This window comes from Teredinibacter waterburyi (genome assembly GCF_001922985.1).
In the GTDB taxonomy this organism is placed as follows: Bacteria; Pseudomonadota; Gammaproteobacteria; order Pseudomonadales; family Cellvibrionaceae; genus Teredinibacter; species Teredinibacter waterburyi.
Window position 1 is genome coordinate 1 of the sequence record NZ_MRUH01000145.1, and the last position, 511, is coordinate 511.

The 511-nt window shown below is 42.9% G+C and carries 1 protein-coding gene; it reads left to right on the forward strand.

Annotated elements, in window-relative coordinates; all coding sequences use genetic code 11:
- Positions 1 to 13: 13 nt before the first annotated feature.
- Positions 14 to 370: a hypothetical protein gene (locus IDZ20_RS10920; RefSeq protein ID WP_188151471.1), complete on the forward strand. Its 357-nt coding sequence runs from the start codon at positions 14 to 16 to the stop codon at positions 368 to 370.
- The last annotated feature ends 141 nt before the right edge of the window (positions 371 to 511 follow it).

A 511-nucleotide genomic window follows, 5' to 3' on the forward strand; every position in this document is an offset into this window, starting at 1 on the left:
ATAAGAGGAATTAATGAAAAAACTAATTTTATTGGCCATTTTTTTCGCTTTTAGTGTGGATTCATTCGGCAGCGATTTGAGTCGAGAGGATATGCTAGATCAGTATATTGATATGGAAGATATTGATAAGCATACTTGTAAACGAGTGTTGCAAATGGGAAAAGGAGAAATTGATTTAGCACAGTGCAAAGAAAAACTACCTAGCGTAAATGCTGAATGCTTAAGTATTCTTCGTGAGGTTGTACCAGAGGCGCCAAACGTTGAAGAGGTAAAAGGCATAGCTAGAATTTTAATGTTCTGTCCGGTTGCAAAAATTATGGGTATTCCATTTAATCCAGAAAAAGCAATGTCACTAAAAGTAAAAAGCTAACAAGGCCCACCAGGCTCGCCCGCAAGCGGGCTGGACCTCCGTTCCGGCGCTCGTTTTGTGCTTTTCGCTACGCTTGCACAAAACGTTCGCCTCCACTGCGGCCCCTGTGGGCGGCGTTATGCGTCTTAACGGCTAGTAGAG

Bases quoted from the DNA above. Each gene is read 5' to 3' on its own strand.
- IDZ20_RS10920 (WP_188151471.1), top strand. From the start codon at position 14: ATGAAAAAACTAATTTTATTGGCCATTTTTTTCGCTTTTAGTGTGGAT.